This is a genomic window from Blastococcus sp. SYSU DS0533 (assembly GCF_054050775.1).
Genome location: NZ_JBJGZZ010000001.1, coordinates 137,571 through 153,048, shown reverse-complemented (window position 1 = coordinate 153,048; position 15,478 = coordinate 137,571). Strand labels below are relative to the sequence as shown.

Genomic DNA, 15,478 nt, shown 5'->3' with positions numbered 1-15,478 from the left:
ACGCGGAGGCGCCACCGTAGCGCCGGACCGGGGAGAAAGGGATGGTCCGCGCGCGCGGGGAGGTGCAGCATCTCGGCCATGGCGTCGCTGCCGCAGGCGCTGCCCGAGCCACGGGCGACGGGGCCGGTCGAGCGCCCCGCTCCGCCCCCGATCGCACGCGTCCGCCGCCGTCGCCGCCCCTCGGGCGAGCCACCGCCGCTGCCCCGCCAGCTCCGGACGTCGGGCAGGTGGTGGCTGGGGCTCAGCGTCCTGGTGCTGCTCGCCTGCCTCGCCGTGGTGGTCACCGGGACCATCCGGTACGTCGACGTCGCCGACACCCGGATCCTCCAGGCGATCGCGAGCACCCGGTCGCCCGCGCTGACCGCGGTGGCCGAGGTCGCCGGCCTGCTGGCCAGCGCGAAGGCGCTGCACGCCCTCTGGCTGGCGGACCTGGTCCTGCTCGCCGCCTTCCGCCGCTGGCGGCACCTGCTGGTCTGGCTGGGGGTGGGCCTGTTCGTGGTCAACGTCGGCACCGCGATGGCGACCACCCTCCAGCGGCCCCGGCCGTTCGAGGTCGAGGTGCTCGGCGACTGGTCGGGGTTCGCGATGCCGTCGCTCCCGGTGACCGTGCTGGCCGCGCTGCTGGTGAGCACCCTCTACTCGCTGGTCCCACCCGGCCGGAAGCGGGCGATCGGCAAGTGGGTGGTCTGCGGGCTGCTCGTGGTCACCGCCGCCTCCCGGCTCTACCTGGCCCAGGACCACCCGACCGGCGTCCTGGCCGGCGTGGTCCTCGGGGTGGCCACGCCGCTGGCCGCCTTCCGGCTGCTGACGCCCAACGCCGTGCACCCGGTGCGCTACACCCGCGCCCGGCCCGCCCACCTCGACGTCTCCGGCGAGCGGGGCGCGGCCATCGTCCGGGCGCTACAGGACCAGCTGGGACTGGTGGTCACCGACGTCACGCCGTTCGGCCTGGCCGGCTCGGGCGGCTCCACGCCGTTGCGGATCACGGTCAAGGCCCACGACCCGCAGGGGGACGGCGAGAGCCAGGTGTTCGGCAAGCTCTACGCGGCCACCCACGTGCGCTCGGACCGCTGGTACAAGCTCGGCCGGACGCTGCTGTACGGCCGGCTGGAGGACGAGAAGCCGTTCGACAGCGTCCGGCGGCTGGTGCAGCACGAGGACTACGTGCTGCGGGTGCTGTGCGACGGCGGGCTGCCGGTCCCGCAGCCGCTCGGCATCGTCGAGATCACGCCCGAGCGGGAGTACCTGCTGGTCACCGAGTTCATCGCCGGCGCCCAGGAGGCCGGCGAGGCGGAGGTCGACGACGCGGTCATCGACCAGGGGCTGGCGATCGTGCGCCGGCTGTGGGAGATCGGCATGGCCCACCGGGACATCAAGCCGGCCAACCTGCTGGTCCGCGACGGCGCGCTCTACCTCATCGACTCCGCCTTCGCCGAGGTGCGCCCGAGCCCGTGGCGGCAGGCCGTGGACCTGGCCAACATGATGCTGGTCCTGGCTCTGCGCACCGACGCGGAGCGGGTGTACCGGCGGGCGCGGCTCCACTTCAGCGACGAGGAGATCGCCGAGGCGTTCGCCGCCACCCGCGGGCTGACCATGCCGTCGCAGCTGCGGCGTATGCTCCGCCGCCAGGGGCGGGACCTGCAGGAGGAGTTCCTCGCCCTGCTGCCCTTCCGCCTGCCCCCGGTGCGCATCCAGCGTTGGACCTGGCGGCGGGCCGGGCTCACCGTCGTCACCCTCGCGGCGGCCGGGATCGCCGTCTACGTGTCGGCCGGCCTGCTCGGGTCCCCGCTGTGACCGCGCGAGCGCGCCGGGCCGCGCTGCCCCTGCTCGCGGCGGGCCTGCTGGCCGGCTGCGGGCAGCCGGTGGTGCTGGGCGAGGAGACGCTGGCGTGCGAGGAGGGCGACGAGGGGCTCCCGGCCAACGGCGTCGTCCTCATGGCGCAGTCGGTGCCCAGCGCGTCGAGGGTGCCCTGCCTGGAGGCGATGCCCCTGGGGTGGGAGCTGGCCGGGCTGGAGGCGACCGAGAGCTCCGCGCGCTTCTGGCTGGACTCCGACCGCGACGGGGTGCACGCGCTGGAGGTGGCGCTGACCGCCTCGTGCGACACGACCGGGGCGACGGAGATCCCGAGCGAGCGGGAGGGGATGCGCCGGTGGGAGCAGGTCGGCGAGGTGAGCCCGCAGTACGTCGGCACCCGGTACTACGTCTTCGACGGCGGGTGCGTGCGCGTGCTCTTCCGGTTGTCGGGCGAGAACCGCTCCGAGCCGCTCGCCGTGGCGACCCAGGGCATCGGCGCGGTGACCCGCGACCAGGTGCGGGCCGCCGTCCTCGACCAGACCGACGGCGAGCTGCACCTCGACCCCCCGGGTGGTGACCGGTGAGCGCCCCCGCCGGCGGCCGGTCCCGCCGCCCACGGTGGTCCCGGGCCCTCGGGCCGCTGCTGTCGGCGGGGCTCGTCGTCGCCGTCTTCGCCTGGTTCCTGCCCCAGTTCACCAGCCTCTCGCAGGTGTGGGCGGCGATCGCCGGCATGACGTGGGTGGAGGTCTCGGTCCTGCTGCTGGCCGCCGGGTGGAACCTGGCGACCTACCAGTTCGTCGTCGTCGCCACGACCCCCGGCATGACCCTTCGGCAGGCGACGGTCGCCACCGAGGCCGCGACCGCCGTCTCCAACACCGTGGTCGGGGGGGCGGCGATCGCCGTCGGCCTCACCTACGCGATGAACTTCTCGTGGGGCTTCTCCCGCTCCCGCACCTCCGTGGCGCTGCTGGTCGCCGGGCTGTGGAACAACTTCGCCAAGCTCGGCCTCCCCGTCCTGGCGCTGGCGCTGCTGGCGTTCTCCGCCCCGCCGTCGGCCGGGCGGGTGGCCGCCGGGCTCGCGGCGCTCGGCGCTCTCGGGGGGACCGTGGCGCTGCTGGCGGTCGCGCTGCGCAGCGCCACCGGGGCGGCCCGGCTCGGCCGGGCGGCCGCCCGGGCGGCATCGGCCGCGCGCCGCCCGTTCGGCCGCGGCCCGGTGGAGGGCTGGGACCGGGCGACGACGAAGTTCCGCGACCGCACCGTCCTGCTGCTGCGGGCGCGCTGGCACTGGATCACCCTCGCCACGCTGGTGAGCCACCTGTCGCTGTTCCTCCTGCTGCTGCTCGCGCTCCGGTTCGCCGGCGTGGGCGCCGACCAGGTCGGCGCGGCCGAGGCGCTGGTGGTCTTCGCCTTCGCGCGGCTGCTCACGGCCGTCCCCCTCACCCCCGGCGGGCTGGGCGTGGTGGAGGTGGCGCTGATCGCCGGCCTGGCGGCCGCCGGCGGGCCGCGGGCGCAGGTGGCCGCCGCCGTGCTGCTGTTCCGGGCGCTGACCTACGTCCTCCCGATCCCGCTCGGCCTGGGCTGCTACCTGTTCTGGCGGCACAACCGCACCTGGCGGCGGGCGCCCGGCGCCGCGCCCCGCACCGCGCTGGTGCCCGAGGCGGCGTGACCGCCGGGTCCCGTCCGCTCCCGGCGCGGCCGGCGGTCGGCAGCGCGCTGCCGGAGCTCCCGGCCTGTGGTTGAGTGTTCCAGGTCACAACCGCGCCCCGGGGAAGGCGCCGTCGTCTCCCGGGGCAGCGCGTCGTAAGGAGACCGCCGATGGCCCAGCCCGCGACCGACCAGGCCCGCAACGCCCCGAAGCCGCGCGCCGTCCCCGCCGGCGCCCCGGCCGACGGGAACCCCGACCCGGTAGCCGAGGTCGCCACCGGCCTGGACATGGTGCTGGTGGATGCCGCCGCCGGGCCGCTGCGCCGCCTCGTCCCGCCGGCCGGGACGGTGCTGCGGTTCGGGGCCGCCCTGGCCCGCCGGCCCGACGCGCTCGCCCGCCGGGGTGGTGAGCTGGCCCGGGAGCTCGCCAAGGTCGTGCTCGGCCGCTCCGAGGTCGCGCCGGGCAAGAAGGACAAGCGGTTCGCCGACCCCGCCTGGAGCGGCAACCCGCTGCTCCGGCGGACCATGCAGGCCCACCTGGCGACAGCGCGGGTGGCCTGGGAGCTCATCGAGGACGCCGACCTGGACTGGCAGGACGACGAGCGGGTCCGCTTCACCGCGACGAACCTGGTCGACGCGCTGGCCCCGAGCAACGTGCCGGTGCTCAACCCGCTGGCCCTCAAGGCCGTCATCGACACCGGAGGGAAGAACGCCGTCGAGGGCCTGCGGCGCCTGGTCCACGACCTGGCGAGCCCGCCGCGGGTGCCCTCGATGGTCGAGCCGGACGCCTTCACCGTGGGTGAGGACCTCGCCGTCACCCCCGGGGCGGTGGTCTTCCGCACCGACGTCTTCGAGCTCATCCAGTACCGGCCCACGACGGAGACCGTCCGGTCGGTGCCCCTGGTCATCGTGCCGCCGACGATCAACAAGTACTACATCACCGACCTCGCACCCGGGCGCAGCATCGTGGAGCACTACCTGGCCGGCGGCCAGCAGGTGTTCATGATCGTGTGGCGGAACCCCGACGAGCGGCACGCCGACTGGGGCCTGGACACCTACGGCAAGGCCATCCTGGACGCGCTGGACGCCGTCGAGCGGATCACCGGCCGGGAGCAGGCGAGCGTCCAGGCCTTCTGCTCGGGCGGGATCATCACCGCGATGGTGCTGGCGCACCTGGCCGCGACCGGCGCCCGGGACCGGGTCCGCTCGGCGAGCTTCGCCGTCACGGTGCTGGACTGGGAGCGCGCCGGCACCATGTCCGCGCTCATGGACCCCGAGGCGGTGCGGGCCGCCATCGAGCGCTCGCGCAAGAAGGGCTACCTGGACGGGGCGCAGCTGGCGGAGGTGTTCGCCTGGCTGCGGCCGAACGACCTCATCTGGAACTACTGGGTCAACAACTACCTGCAGGGCAAGCCGCCGCCGAACTTCGACATCCTCTTCTGGAACGCCGACACCACCCGGATGAGCGCCGCGTTGCACCGCGACTTCATCGAGGTGGCGCTGGGCAACGCGCTGACCCAGCCGGGCCGGGCGAGCATGCTCGGCACCCCGGTGGACCTCTCCGCGGTCACCGTCGACTCCTACGTCACCGCGGGCGTCGCCGACCACCTCTGCCCGTGGCAGGCCTGCTACCGGACCACCCAGCTCCTCGGCGGGGAGAGCCGGTTCGTGCTCTCGACCAGCGGCCACATCGCGTCGCTGGTCAACCCGCCGGGCAATCCGAAGTCGACGTTCCAGGTGGCGCCCTCCACCCCGCCGGACCCGCAGGAGTGGCTGCGCCGGGCCGAGACGGTGAAGGGCTCCTGGTGGCCGGACTACGTGGCGTGGCTCGGCGAGCGGTCGGGCGAGGAGATCCCCGCCCCGCGGCAGCTGGGCGGGAACGGCCTCGAGCCGCTGGCCGATGCACCGGGCACGTATGTCTTCGACAAGTAGCAAGCAGGAGGTCGTCCGGAGCCTGACCATCGGCGGCCGGACGCTGCGCACCTCGGTGCGGCCGGGCACCGACGAGGCCGTGCCCCCACTGCTGCTCATGAACGGCATCGGGGCCAGCCTGGAGGTGCTGCAGCCCTTCGTCGACGCGCTGGACCCCCGGCGCACCGTCATCCGCTTCGACGTGCCCGGGGTCGGCGGATCACCCCCGCCCGTCGTCCCGTACCTGCTGTCGACGCTCAGCCCGGTGGTCGCCGGCCTGCTGGACCGGCTGGGCCACCCACGGCCGGTCGACGTCCTCGGGCTGTCCTGGGGCGGTGGGCTCGCCCAGCACTTCGCGGTGCAGCACCGGCGCCGCTGCCGGCGGCTGGTGCTGGCCGCGACGGCGACCGGCTCGCTCATGGTGCCGGCCAGCCCCCGCGTGCTGGCGCACATGCTCACCCCCCGGCGGCACCGCGACCCGGAGTACGCCCGCCGCATCGCCGGGCACATCTACGGCGGGACGGTCCGAACCGAGCCCGAGCGCGCCGCGGCGGCGCTGCACGCCCACACCCGGGTCGGCCCGCAGCGCGGCTACTACTACCAGCTGGCCTCGAGCACCGGCTGGAGCAGCCTGCCGTTCCTGCGGCTGATCCGGCAGCCGACGCTGGTCGTCGCCGGGGACGACGACCCGATCATCCCGGTGGTGAACGCGCGGGTGATGGCCCGGCTGATCCCCCGGGCGCAGCTGCACGTGTACCGCGGGGGGCACATCGCGCTGGTCACCGAGGCCGACGAGCTGGCGCCCGTCATCGAGTCGTTCCTCGACCGCTGACCGCCGCGGTCAGCCCCGGGCGGCGACGTGCTGCTCGAAGCGGTCCATGACGTCGTCGATCAGCTGCGCGTGGGTGAAGTTCATGACGTCGTAGCCCGTCGCGCCGTCCGGGCCGCCCGGCTCCACCTGGACGTCGAGCTGCGAGGCCCCCGGGTCCGACGACGCCCGGGCACCGCCGCCGCGGTGCGGGGCGCGACCGGGCCGGATCCGGTAGCGGAACGTCGCACCGTCGTGGCCCTGCGCGGTGAGCTCGACGCACGGCACCCCGGAGTCGTCGACCACCCACCGGGTGTCCGACGGCAGGTTCCGCGCGCGCAGCTCGGCCGCCGCCTCCGCCAGGGCGGGCCGCGCCGTCTCGTGCAGGTACTGGTCCACCCGCTCCCGACCCGTGGGGCCCGGTGCCCGCCGGCGGCGCAGCCGGGCGCGGCGCCGCGCGGCCGGCCGGCCCGACGGGGCGATGCGGTGCCGGTACACGGCGCGGTCGGCCTCGCTGCGCAGCGCGCGGTAGAGGCCCACCATCACCAGCAGCATGACGAAGCCGAACGGCAGCCCCATGATGACCGTCGCGTTCTGCAGCGCCGGCACGCCGCCGACCAGCAGCATGGCGGCGGTGAGCACGCCGGTGGCGACCGCCCAGACGACCCGCACGCCCGGTGCCGCGTCGTCCTGGGGCCGGCGGAGGCGCGAGGAGAGGTTGGCCATCACCAGCGCGCCCGAGTCGGCCGAGGTCACGTAGAACAGCAACCCGATGAAGGTCGCGATCGAGGCGATGAACGGGAAGGCCGGGTAGTCGGCCAGGAGCGTGTAGAAACCGCGCTCCGGGAGGTTCATCGCCGTCTCGCCGAACGCCGCGTCGCCCTGCCGGATCCGGTCGATCGCGCTGTTCCCGAAGATCGACACCCACATGAGGATGTAGCTGAACGGGAGCAGCAGCGTGCCGGCCACGAACTGGCGGATCGTCCGCCCGCGCGAGATGCGGGCCAGGAAGAGCCCGACGAAGGACGCCCAGGCGATCCACCACGCCCAGAAGAACAGCGTCCAGGCGCTCAGCCACTCGTCGGGCCGGTCGTAGGCGAAGGTCTCCGTGGTCAGGCCCGGGAAGCTGCTGACGAAGTCGCCGACGTTCTGGACCAGCCCGTTGAGCAGGAAGGCGGTGTTGCCGGTGACCAGGACGAAGGCGGCCAGGCCGAGGGCGAGGACGACGTTGAGCTGGGAGAGCCGCTTGATCCCGCGGTCGACGCCGCTGACCGCCGACACGGTCGCCACCCCCACGGCCAGTGCGATCAGGCCGAGCTGGGCGGCGCGGCCCTCGGGGATGCCGAACAGCACCGACAGCCCGTAGTTCAGCTGGACCACGCCGATGCCGAGCGAGGTCGCGACGCCGAAGATCGTGCCGAGGACCGCCGCGATGTCGACGGCGTCCCCCAGCGTGCCGTGCACCCGCTTGCCGAAGATCGGGTAGAGCACCGACCGGATCGCCAGCGGCATGTTCATCCGGTAGGCGAAGTAGGCCAGGGCCATGCCCATCAGCGCGTACATGCCCCAGCCGTTGATGCCGTAGTGGAACAGCGTCCACACGGTCGCCTCGGCGGCGGCCTCCGGGGTCCCGCCCTCCCCCACCGGCGGGGCGAGGAACTGCGTGACCGGCTCGGCGACGGCGAAGAACATCAGGTCGGTGCCGATGCCGGCGGCGAAGAGCATCGACGCCCAGGCGAAGGTGCTGAACCGCGGGGTGGAGTGCTCGGGGCCGAGCTTCACCTTGCCGTACCGCGAGAAGGCGATGGCCAGCACGAAGACGAGCACCGCGGTCGCGAAGGCGATGTAGAACCAGCCGAACCACTCGGAGGTCCAGCCGACCAGGGAGCCGATGGCCTCGGCGGCCGACGTCGGGCTCGCCGTCGCCCACAGCGCGATGGCGAGGACCCCGGCCACCGAGCCGTAGAAGACGCGGCGCTTCAGCCCGTTCCCCGCCTCGGCGGGCCGGACGTCGAGGTCGCTCACGCCGGCTCACCCCGCCCGGTGGGCACGGGGCGGGAGGCCGGGGGGAGAGGTGTGCCGCTCACCGGCGGATGGTGGCACACCTGGGCGTTCCCGGCAGCGTCCGAGCTCGGCGGAGCTCCCGCCGCCCGGCTCAGCCGGCGGGGGTGGTCGCGCTGTCCCGGCGCAGCAGGGCCTCCGCCTCGGCCGCCGGGAGCGGCCGGGAGAGCAGGCAGCCCTGCGCCCGGTCGCAGGCCTCGACGCGGAGCCGCTCCAGCTGCGCCTCCTCCTCGACCCCCTCGGCGACGACGGTCAGCCCGAACGTGTGCGCCGCCCGGATCATCAGGGCCACCAGCTCGAGGCGGGCGGGCTCCGCCGGTGCCACGAAGTTGCGGTCGATCTTCAGCGTGTCGACGGGCATGCTGCGCAGCTGCCCGATCGAGGTGTACCCGGTGCCGAAGTCGTCGATGGCGATGCCGACACCCATCTTCCGCAGCTCGGTCAGGTCGTCGTAGGCGGCCGGGTCGTCCACCAGGACGGTCTGGGTCACCTCGAGGACTAGCAGCCGCGCCGGGAGCCCGAGGCGGCGAGCGCATCGGCGACGTGGGCGACGACCCGCCGGTCGGCGAGGTGCCGGCCGGAGACGTTGCCCGCGACGGTCGGCTCCGGCCGGTCCGGGGTCACCGGGGTGGTGGCCCGCCACGCGGCCAGCTGCCGGGTGGCCTCGGCGAGCACGAAGCGGTCGGTGTCCCTGATGACACCGGAGCGCTCGGCCACCGGGACGAACCGGTCGGGCGGGACCGGGCCCGCACCCGGCCGTTCCCAGCGCACCAGCGCCTCGTACCCGGCGAGCAGGTCCGAGGCGACGTCTACGACCGGTTGGTAGACCAGGTGCATCTCGCCGCCGGCCGGGCCGCGGGCGATGGCGGCCTCCTGCTCGGCCAGCTGCAGGCGCACGTCTCGTCGAAGATCTCCGCCCGGCCCCGGCCGTGGGCCTTGGCCCGGCAGGCGGCGGTGTCTGCCTCGGCGAAGAGCACGTCGGCGTCCGTGCCGCCGTCGCGGCTGACCGCCACGCCGACGCCGGCGTCGACGCCGGCGGTCGCAGTCCCGACGGGGACCGGCCGGCTGATGGACGCGATCAGCCGCCCGGCCAGGTCGATCAGGTGGTGCTCGGCGTGCACGGGCTCCACGCGGACGACGAACTCGTCGCCACCGAGGCGGCAGACGACGTCACCGGGGCGCACGGCGGCGCCCAGCCGGGTCGCCACCTGGCGCAGCACCTGGTCGCCGACCGCGTGGCCGTGCGCGTCGTTGACCGCCTTGAAGCCGTCGAGGTCGACGCAGAGCAACCCGGTCATCTCGCCGGACCGCCGGCCGCGGTGGGCAGCCCGAGGGCCGCGGCGGCCGCCGGGTCGGCGATGATCGACAGGGAGAGGGCCGCGATCATCTCCTGCTCCACGCGCTGCGCGCGGCGTCGAGCAGGGCGAGCGCGCGGACGGCCACCTCGGCGCGCTCCGCGCCGGCGTCGGCGGTCCACGTCCGGGGTCGTGCGCGCGCTGCTCCTATCGGCGGTGGTGCCGAACGGTTGAGGGAACTGCCACCCGTGCAGGTGAGACGCGTCACGGGCGGGGAATGCCAGGTGCTGCACAGCTCTGGCAGGGGAAACCGTCAGACCCACCGGGCAGGCTCGCGGTACACCGAAGCCTCGAGGAGATCCGTGATCGATCTGCCTGTCCGCTCCGCCCACGCCGTGCCCCTGCCGTCGGCCGGCCGGCGCCTTCCGGCCCGGCTGCGCAAGCGGCCCGTGCTGGTCGTGCCCCCCGCACCCGAGGCCGCCCGCCCCTGCTGACCCCTCCGGCGCCCGACGCCGTCAGCGGCCCGGCGCGGTCACCAGGTGGCAGCCGGGCGACCCGAACTCGACGACGCCGAAGCCCATCTGCCCCAGCACGGCGGCGACGGCGGCGGTCATCGTCCGCTGCACGGCGGTCTCCATGGCACCGCCGCGCGCCTGGTGCACGCTCATCCGGTCGTGCTGGCGCCAGGTCACGAGGACGCCCGCGCCGTCCGGGTGCGGGGTCAGGCAGACCCCGCCCGCGGCGTGCCCGGCCGCGTCCCGGCCCTCGCAGTCGTGCAGGGGCAGCCCCGCCTCGAGCAGCGCGGAGGTGACGTCCACGGCGAGGGTGGCCAGCACGTCCTCGTCGTCGACCATGAACGGGTCCCAGTCCTCCGCGAGCCGGTCCAGCTGGTCGCCGAGGTCGGCCAGCCACTCCCACTCTTCCGGCGCCTGCCGGGGCACCACGGCGCCACCGGGGCGCCGGCCCCCGTGCACGACCCGCGTGGTGTCGGTCAGGTCCGCCGAGAGCCGAGCCCAGCCGGCGTCGATCGCGTCGGCGAAGGGGCCGGCCACCACCTCGCCGTCGTACTCGGCGACGAGCCACCAGCCCGTCGCCCTGGGCCCCGTGGGCAGGCCCGGCCCGGTCGGGTCGGTGGCGAGCCCGACGGCCGACCGCTCCGCCGCGGGCCGCTGGAGCTCGCCGCGTCCGGCCTCGGCGGCGGGGGCGTCGCCGGAGGCCCGGGCCGGTCCAGCGGCCTGCGGGGCCTGGACGGCCGCCCGCTGCTGCGCCTGCACGGCGTTCCGCTCGAACTCGTAGCGGGCGGTGGAGCTGGCACCCAGCACGACCACGACGGCGATCAGCGCACCGCAGCCGAGCACCGGTGCGAGGACCGCCAGCAGCTCACCAGGCACGCCATGCCCCCTGCGGCCCCTCGCCCCAGGCCGAGGCGCGGTGGGTCCAGTCCTGCACCCGGGCGGCCCACCCGGGATGGGGAGAACGGGGTGCCGGGGGCGCAGCGGCCGGCTCGTCCACCATCAGCTCGCGCAGCAGGGCCAGGCCTTCGTCGGCGCCCTCCGGGGCGGGGGAGGACGGCTTGCGGACCGGTGATGCGGTGGCGTGCACAGGGGGCTCCTCGCAGGTGGTTCTCCGCGGCTGGGAAGCACCGCGGACGTCCCGAAGGCTAGGGACGACGGGGCCTCGCGACGGCCCTTGCGACGGGCTCCGGACCTGGCCCGTTTCCCATTCGTTGCACGAGGCGTCCTGCGGGTGCGGTCACCCCTCCTCCGGGCCGCCGACCTGTCGACAAACCGCCGGTCCGTGAGCGTGGCGGCGCTCCACCGGGGGGTCGGTCATCCCGGGGGCGGCCCCGGCGCGCCGGCGTGTCGGGGTCAGCCCCGGGCGGCGAGGAAGGCCCGCACCCGTTCGAGCACCCGGGCCGCGGCCGCAGGGTCGTGGTCGGCGAGGCTCCGGTCGGTGAACAGGTGCCGGTCCCCCGGGTAGAGGAACAGCTCGGCGCCGCCCACCGCCGCGGCGAGCTCGCGCGCGACGTCGACGTCCCCCTGGTCATCGGCGTCCATGACGTGGAACTGCACCGGCACCCCGGCGGGCCATTCGTCGGCGAACTCCCCGAGCGGGACGGCGGCGTGCATGAGCACCGCCCCGGCGGCTCCCGGGCGGGTCTGCGCCAGCAGCTGCGCCGGCAGGACGCCGAGGGAGAAGCCCGCGTAGACCAGCCCTTCCGGCAGCTCCTCCACGGCCGCGCGACCGCGCGCGAGCACGGTGCCGAAGCCGATCTCCTGGGCGTGCGCCACGCCCTCGTCGAGGGTGGCGAAGGTGCGCCCCTCGTAGAGGTCGGGCGCGTGCACGACGTGCCCGTCCGCCCGCAGGTCGTCGGCGAACGCGCGGACGCCGGGGGTCAGCCCCTGCGCGTGGTGGAACAGCACCATCTCGGCCATGGGCGGACGCTAGTGGTTCGCGGTGACCAGGTGGGTCCCCTGCGCCGCGGCGCTCATCCGCCCGGGGCGTCGCGGAGGCTCCTCCGCCTGCCGGCGAGCCGTGCGAGCAGCACGTACCGGCCGACGATCGAGACGGCGACCAGGATGCCCACACCGGCTGCGAGGAGGGACTCCACCTGCACGGCTCCTTCCCGGCCTGCTCGGCGCGGCTCCACGAGTGGCGGCGACGGGGAAAGCCTCGCCTCCAGGGGAAAGGTCCGCACCCGGCAGCGAGGAGGACCGCCCGATCGGGCGTCGTCAGCCGTCAGCGTCTCCCGTGCCGGCCTCGGACCCGACGAGTGCAGCGGCCCGCAGGACGGTCGCCCGGGTCGGTGGGCCCCGTGGGGATCGAACCCACAACCCGCGGATTAAAAGTCCGCTGCTCTGCCAGTTGAGCTAGAGGCCCGGGCACGCACGGCAGACGGACCGGCGGCACCCGGCCGAAGGCTACCGCCGGTCGCACCTCCGTCCCCGTCGCCGGACGGAGACGGCCGCATCCACGGCCGGGAACCGCGCCCCGAGGAGACGGACGAGCGACCCTGAGGCGGCCCGCGCAGCGGCCCCGGCAGGAGCGGTCCTAACCTTGAGAGGCTGCGCCCACGAGGTGCGGTGACATACCTCATACGCCCGCGATCGCATGCAGCGGCCGATCAGGCCGAGGATCGAGGAGGAGGCGCCGCGGCGCCGGGCCGAGCACACAGCCAGAGAGGCAGACGTGACTTCCGAGCGCAGCGTTCCCGACAGCGCGAATCCCGACGTCGTACTCGTCGGCGGCGGCATCATGAGCGCCACGCTGGCGCAGTTGCTGCACCTGGTCGCCCCCGAGTGGAGCGTCGCCGTCTTCGAGTCAGGCGGCGCCGTCGCCGGTGAGAGCTCGGGCCCGTGGAACAACGCCGGCACCGGGCACGCCGCCCTCTGCGAGCTGAACTACACCCCGGCGGGTCCCGACGGGCAGGTCGACCCCACCAAGGCCATCACGATCAACGAGCAGTTCCAGGTCTCGCGCCAGTTCTGGTCGCACCTGGTCCGCGCGGGCATGACGGGGTCGCCCAAGGAGTTCATCTCGCCGGTCCCCCACCTGAGCTTCGTCAGCGGCGAGGACGGGCGCACCTACATGCGCAACCGGTTCGCCGCGCTCAGCGCCCAGCCGCTGTTCGCGGGCATGGAGTACACCGAGAGCCAGGCCGAGATGGCCGAGTGGCTGCCGCTGATGATGGAGGGCCGCGACCCCGAGCAGATCGTCGCCGCCACCCGCTCGGCTGCGGGCACCGACGTCAACTTCGGCGCCCTCACCCGCCTCATGCTCGACGACGCCGCCACCCGCGGTGTGAACGTGCACGTCAACCAGCGGGTGGACGCCCTCGAGAAGGAGAGCGACGGCCGCTGGAAGGTGACCGTCCGCGACACCCGGTCCGGGGATCGCGTGACGATGCGCGCCCGGTTCGTCTTCGTCGGCGCGGGGGGCGGAGCGCTGCCCCTGCTGCAGCAGGCCGGCATCCCCGAGATCCGCGGTTTCGGCGGCTTCCCCGTCAGCGGCATGTTCCTGCGCACCCGCTCGCCCGAGCTGGTCAGCCGCCACCAGGCCAAGGTCTACGGCCAGGCCGCCGTCGGCGCCCCGCCGATGTCCGTGCCGCACCTGGACCTGCGACTGATCGACGGCGAGTACTCGCTGCTGTTCGGGCCCTACGCCGGGTTCTCGCCCAAGTTCCTCAAGGCGGGCTCCATGTTCGACCTGCCCAAGAGCGTCAAGCCGAACAACCTCGGCTCCATGCTCGGCGTGGCCCGGACCGAGATGGCGCTGACCAAGTACCTGATCGGCGAGCTGCTGCAGTCCCGCTCGGCCCGGCACCGCACCCTGCAGGCCTTCGTGCCCACCGCCGAGAAGGACGACTGGGACATGGTCACCGCCGGTCAGCGGGTGCAGGTCATCAAGCAGGACCCGAAGACCGGCAAGGGCGTGCTGCAGTTCGGCACCGAGCTCATCGTCGGCGGGGACGGCAGCATCGCCGGTCTCCTCGGCGCCTCCCCCGGCGCCTCCACGGCCGTCTCGGCGATGCTCACGCTGCTCGAGCGCTGCTTCCCGCAGCGCCTGGACGCCTGGCGGCCGCGCCTGCAGGAGGCGATCCCCTCCTACGGGCGCCCGCTGAACGACGAGCCGGCCCTGCTGGCCGAGGTGCGTGCCGAGACCATGCAGACGCTGGAACTCAACGGCTGATCCGCCCGCACGACCCCGCGCCCGGGGAACCGGTCTCTCCGGGACGGGTTCCCCGGGCGTCGTCGTCACAGCACGTCGAGCACCAGGAGCAGCACGAGGGTCAGCAGCGCCGACACGAGCAGCGAGCCCAGGCAGCCCAGACGGCTGGAGAAGAGGAAGAACACCGCCCCTCGGTGCCCACGGAGCCCCGCGATCCACACCTCGTGTGCACGGTGTCACCCCCGCTGAGGCCGGACCACCCGTTCAGGGGATCGCGGGCGACCCGGACGACTACGTACCGTCATCATCGTTCCGGTCGGGAGCGCGACACCGCGCCCCACCGCCGCATCGTCCGCTCCCGCGCTCCGGCGCCGGGCGGGTACGACCCCGGCCCGGCTGACCCGTTCCCCCCGGGGCGGCCGGGCCGGCTTCTTCCCCGGGTCTCAGCCGCGCAGGCACTCCTGCCGGACCAGCGCGGTGAGTGCGGCCCGCAAGCCGTCGTCGACGGGCAGGTCGACCACCACCTCCGGCCGCTCGCCGATCCGGACGCCGACCGGGAAGAGGTGCGGTTGCTTCACCTCGGCCAGGACGTGCGTGTCGCAGGTGGCCGGTGCGAACGTCACGCCGGCCGTCGTCGTCCCCGCACCCACGGCCAGCTCCAGGGGCAGCTCCGCTGCCACGTCGAACTGGACGTTGCCGCCCACCCTGCCGACGACGACCACGTCCTCCGCCGCGAGCCGGGTCAGGACCAGGCGGCCGGTGAGCCGGCCGGGACCCGCCTCCAGCCGGTCCACCCCGAGCTCGACCGCCTCGGCCACCGCGCGCCCCGCGCACTCCTCCTCGTGCACCCCGGCCAGCGCATCACCGGCCAGCGGCACCCGCACCTCCTCCACGGAGCCGTCCGGCCGCAGGAGCGTCAAGCGGGCCGTGGGTCCTCCGCTGCCGGCGCCGCAGACCGCCTCGCCGTAGGGGGCCGGCAGGTCGATGACCCGCCCGGGCGTGAAGGCCGCGGTCACCTCGGACGGCGGCAGCGGCGCGAAACCGGGCGAGTCCAGCGCCACCCCGGTCACCGTGAACGGGTCACCCCCGGTGTGGGTGACCCGCACCTGGACCCGCCCGCCGACGGCCTCGTCGGTGCGCAGGCGGACCACCTCGGCGGCGATCCCCGGCACCGGCGGTTCCGCGGCCGGTGCGGCGCTCGCCGGGGCGGGGCCCGACCGCGGCCCGGCCGGCCCGGCGCCGCACGCGGCCAGGAGCAGCGTCATCGCCAGCGTCGCGGCCCACCGCCCCATGCCGC

At 74.8% G+C, this 15,478-nt stretch carries 14 protein-coding genes, 1 tRNA gene and 1 pseudogene; 7 read left to right on the top strand and 9 right to left on the bottom strand.

The features are described 5' to 3' along the window. The first annotated feature begins 78 nt into the window (after positions 1 to 78). The 5 genes from ACI79W_RS00775 (at position 79) to phaZ (ending at position 6,181) form a co-directional block, all read left to right on the top strand. Positions 79 to 1,794 (top strand): phosphatase PAP2 family protein, encoded by a 1,716-nt coding sequence (locus tag ACI79W_RS00775; RefSeq protein ID WP_456560180.1) that lies wholly within the window; start codon positions 79 to 81, stop codon positions 1,792 to 1,794. Beyond that, positions 1,791 to 2,378: a hypothetical protein gene (locus tag ACI79W_RS00770; RefSeq protein WP_456560179.1), complete on the top strand. Its 588-nt coding sequence runs from the start codon at positions 1,791 to 1,793 to the stop codon at positions 2,376 to 2,378. Before ACI79W_RS00775 ends, ACI79W_RS00770 begins: the two co-directional genes overlap by 4 nt. After that, positions 2,375 to 3,460 carry a lysylphosphatidylglycerol synthase domain-containing protein gene (locus tag ACI79W_RS00765; RefSeq protein ID WP_456560178.1) on the top strand — a complete coding sequence of 362 codons (1,086 nt, stop codon included), beginning with the start codon at positions 2,375 to 2,377 and terminating at the stop codon, positions 3,458 to 3,460. Before ACI79W_RS00770 ends, ACI79W_RS00765 begins: the two co-directional genes overlap by 4 nt. A 149-nt stretch (positions 3,461 to 3,609) precedes the next feature. Next, positions 3,610 to 5,370, top strand: a complete 1,761-nt coding sequence (locus ACI79W_RS00760; RefSeq protein WP_456560177.1) for a PHA/PHB synthase family protein — start codon at positions 3,610 to 3,612, stop codon at positions 5,368 to 5,370. Beyond that, entirely contained in the window at positions 5,354 to 6,181 is an 828-nt protein-coding gene (gene phaZ / locus ACI79W_RS00755) for a poly(3-hydroxyalkanoate) depolymerase (RefSeq protein ID WP_456560176.1), read from the top strand. The genes ACI79W_RS00760 and phaZ overlap by 17 nt, the downstream gene beginning before the upstream one ends. Positions 6,182 to 6,190: 9 nt before the next feature. Here phaZ and betT read toward each other — a convergent pair whose 3' ends face one another. From betT to ACI79W_RS00740, 3 genes and pseudogenes are all read right to left on the bottom strand, one after another. Continuing rightward, positions 6,191 to 8,182 carry a choline BCCT transporter BetT gene (gene betT, locus ACI79W_RS00750; protein ID WP_456560175.1) on the bottom strand — a complete coding sequence of 664 codons (1,992 nt, stop codon included), beginning with the start codon at positions 8,180 to 8,182 and terminating at the stop codon, positions 6,191 to 6,193. A 130-nt stretch (positions 8,183 to 8,312) separates the two neighbouring features. Beyond that, positions 8,313 to 9,055 (bottom strand): annotated as a pseudogene (locus ACI79W_RS00745) (EAL domain-containing protein). Next, entirely contained in the window at positions 9,028 to 9,516 is a 489-nt protein-coding gene (locus tag ACI79W_RS00740; protein ID WP_456560174.1) for a diguanylate cyclase domain-containing protein, read from the bottom strand. The pseudogene ACI79W_RS00745 and the gene ACI79W_RS00740 overlap by 28 nt, the downstream one beginning before the upstream one ends. 359 nt (positions 9,517 to 9,875) lie before the next feature. Here ACI79W_RS00740 and ACI79W_RS00735 point away from each other — a divergent pair, with 359 nt between their 5' ends. Continuing rightward, a complete protein-coding gene (locus ACI79W_RS00735; RefSeq protein WP_456560173.1) occupies positions 9,876 to 10,007 on the top strand; it encodes a hypothetical protein in 132 nt (43 codons plus the stop codon). Between the two features lie 21 nt (positions 10,008 to 10,028). Here the strand turns inward: ACI79W_RS00735 and ACI79W_RS00730 are convergent, their stop codons facing one another. From ACI79W_RS00730 to ACI79W_RS00710, 5 genes are all read right to left on the bottom strand, one after another. Beyond that, a complete protein-coding gene (locus tag ACI79W_RS00730; RefSeq protein WP_456560172.1) occupies positions 10,029 to 10,904 on the bottom strand; it encodes a hypothetical protein in 876 nt (291 codons plus the stop codon). Then, positions 10,894 to 11,115, bottom strand: a complete 222-nt coding sequence (locus tag ACI79W_RS00725) for a hypothetical protein (protein ID WP_456560171.1) — start codon at positions 11,113 to 11,115, stop codon at positions 10,894 to 10,896. The genes ACI79W_RS00730 and ACI79W_RS00725 overlap by 11 nt, the downstream gene beginning before the upstream one ends. A 266-nt stretch (positions 11,116 to 11,381) precedes the next feature. Then, the gene (locus ACI79W_RS00720; RefSeq protein ID WP_456560170.1) at positions 11,382 to 11,948 is read right to left on the bottom strand and encodes a dienelactone hydrolase family protein; all 567 of its coding nucleotides are present in this window, start codon (positions 11,946 to 11,948) and stop codon (positions 11,382 to 11,384) included. A gap of 53 nt (positions 11,949 to 12,001) precedes the next feature. After that, positions 12,002 to 12,124 (bottom strand): hypothetical protein, encoded by a 123-nt coding sequence (locus ACI79W_RS00715; protein WP_456560169.1) that lies wholly within the window; start codon positions 12,122 to 12,124, stop codon positions 12,002 to 12,004. A gap of 196 nt (positions 12,125 to 12,320) precedes the next feature. Beyond that, positions 12,321 to 12,393, bottom strand: a tRNA-Lys gene (locus ACI79W_RS00710). Between the two features lie 309 nt (positions 12,394 to 12,702). Here ACI79W_RS00710 and ACI79W_RS00705 point away from each other — a divergent pair. After that, the gene (locus ACI79W_RS00705; RefSeq protein WP_456560168.1) at positions 12,703 to 14,202 is read left to right on the top strand and encodes a malate:quinone oxidoreductase; all 1,500 of its coding nucleotides are present in this window, start codon (positions 12,703 to 12,705) and stop codon (positions 14,200 to 14,202) included. 422 nt (positions 14,203 to 14,624) lie between these two features. Here ACI79W_RS00705 and ACI79W_RS00700 read toward each other — a convergent pair whose 3' ends face one another. Then, positions 14,625 to 15,473, bottom strand: coding sequence for a hypothetical protein (locus ACI79W_RS00700; RefSeq protein WP_456560167.1), 849 nt, complete (start codon positions 15,471 to 15,473; stop codon positions 14,625 to 14,627). Positions 15,474 to 15,478: the final 5 nt, after the last annotated feature.

What these genes read in the sequence shown, in the direction of transcription:
- ACI79W_RS00740 (WP_456560174.1), bottom strand. Translation starts at nt 9,516, where the DNA reads ATGACCGGGTTGCTCTGCGTCGACCTCGACGGCTTCAAGGCGGTCAAC.
- phaZ (WP_456560176.1), top strand. Translation starts at nt 5,354, where the DNA reads ATGTCTTCGACAAGTAGCAAGCAGGAGGTCGTCCGGAGCCTGACCATC.
- ACI79W_RS00700 (WP_456560167.1), bottom strand. Translation starts at nt 15,473, where the DNA reads ATGGGGCGGTGGGCCGCGACGCTGGCGATGACGCTGCTCCTGGCCGCG.
- ACI79W_RS00760 (WP_456560177.1), top strand. Translation starts at nt 3,610, where the DNA reads ATGGCCCAGCCCGCGACCGACCAGGCCCGCAACGCCCCGAAGCCGCGC.
- ACI79W_RS00775 (WP_456560180.1), top strand. Translation starts at nt 79, where the DNA reads ATGGCGTCGCTGCCGCAGGCGCTGCCCGAGCCACGGGCGACGGGGCCG.
- ACI79W_RS00720 (WP_456560170.1), bottom strand. Translation starts at nt 11,948, where the DNA reads ATGGCCGAGATGGTGCTGTTCCACCACGCGCAGGGGCTGACCCCCGGC.